Below are 1,498 nucleotides of genomic sequence, written 5' to 3' on the forward strand. Positions count from 1 at the left end.
GGGCGGATTCAACTGGTCGTCGCAACACCTTGACCGTGGAGGTGTTCAGCAGTGGCGACGAAGGACTGGGCCGCAAAGACGAGCGATGTGCCCGAGCGTGCGCGTCGGCAGTGGCGTGCGGATCGGGCGTTGCGTCCGCCGATGCGTTCGCCCGGGCGGCCTGAGCCCTCGCGGGCGGTGCAGCGGCAGTTCTGGCGTCTGATCGCGACGGGCATTACCTCGGCCGAAGCGGCGCTGAAGGTGGGCGTGTCTGTGCCGGTCGGAGCCCGTTGGTTTCGCCACGCTGGCGGCATGCCACCGATCTCGCTTGCCGTGCCCACCGGCCGCTACCTGTCCTTCGAGGAGCGCGAGGAGATCGCGCTGCTGCGCGCCAAGCAGATCGGCGTTCGTGAAATCGCGCGCAGGATCGGTCGCGACCCGGGAACGATCTCCCGCGAATTGCGCCGCAACGCGGCCACGCGCAGCGGGAAGCAGGAGTACCGGGCGTTGGTGGCGCAGTGGAAGGCTCAGCAGGCGGCGAAGCGACCGAAAACGGCCATGCTCGCGACTAACGACAGGCTGCGCGAGTACGTCCAGGAGCGGCTCGCCGGGAACGTGCGCCGGCCGGACGGCAGCATCGTTGTCGGGCCGGAGCCGCCCGCGTGGAAGGGGCTGAACAAACCGCACCGGCAGGACCGGCGGTGGGCGACCGCGTGGAGCCCGGAGCAGATCTCGCACCGGCTGAAGGTCGACTTCCCGGATGATGAGTCCATGCGCATCAGCCACGAGGCGATCTACCAGTCGCTGTTCATCCAGGGCCGTGGTGCGCTCAAACGCGAGCTCGTCACCTGCCTGCGAACCGGCCGCGCACTCCGCCAGCCACGGGCTCGAGCGCAGAACCGCCCGCAAGGGCATGTCACCGCGGACGTCGTGTTCTCTCAGCGCCCCGCGGAGGCAGCAGACCGCGGCGTCCCCGGGCACTGGGAGGGCGATCTGATCATCGGCACGGGCCGGTCCGCGATCGGCACGATCGTCGAACGCAAGAGCCGCTCGACCCTGCTGGTGCAACTGCCGCGACTGGAAGGCTATGGCGAGATACCGCGGGTCAAGAACGGTCCCGCGCTGGGCGGCTACGGCGCCGTCGCGATGAACGCCGCGCTCATAGCGTCAATGACGAAGCTTCCCGAACAGCTCCGGAAGACGCTCACCTGGGACCGCGGCAAAGAACTCTCCGGCCACGCCCAGTTCACTCTCGAGACGGGCACGAAGGTGTTCTTCGCCGACCCCCACTCGCCCTGGCAGCGGCCGACGAACGAGAACACCAACGGGTTGCTGCGCCAGTACTTCCCGAAGGGCACGGACCTCTCACGGTGGTCCGCGGAAGACCTCGAAGCAGTCGCTCTCGCGCTAAACAACCGACCCCGCAAAAGCCTCGACTGGAAGACACCTGCCGAGGTGTTCGAGGAGCAGCTACGCTCACTCCAACAACCCGGTGTTGCAAGGACCGGTTGAACTGTCG

1 protein-coding gene is annotated in these 1,498 nt (G+C 67.9%); it reads left to right on the forward strand.

Annotated features, from left to right (window positions below; all coding sequences use genetic code 11):
• Nucleotides 1-141 precede the first annotated feature (141 nt).
• A complete protein-coding gene (locus HMPREF0591_RS29755; protein WP_425270272.1) occupies nt 142-1,491 on the forward strand; it encodes an IS30 family transposase in 1,350 nt (449 codons plus the stop codon).
• Nucleotides 1,492-1,498 lie beyond the last annotated feature (7 nt).

The organism is Mycobacterium parascrofulaceum ATCC BAA-614, from assembly GCF_000164135.1.
GTDB classification, from domain to species: Bacteria; Actinomycetota; Actinomycetes; order Mycobacteriales; family Mycobacteriaceae; genus Mycobacterium; species Mycobacterium parascrofulaceum.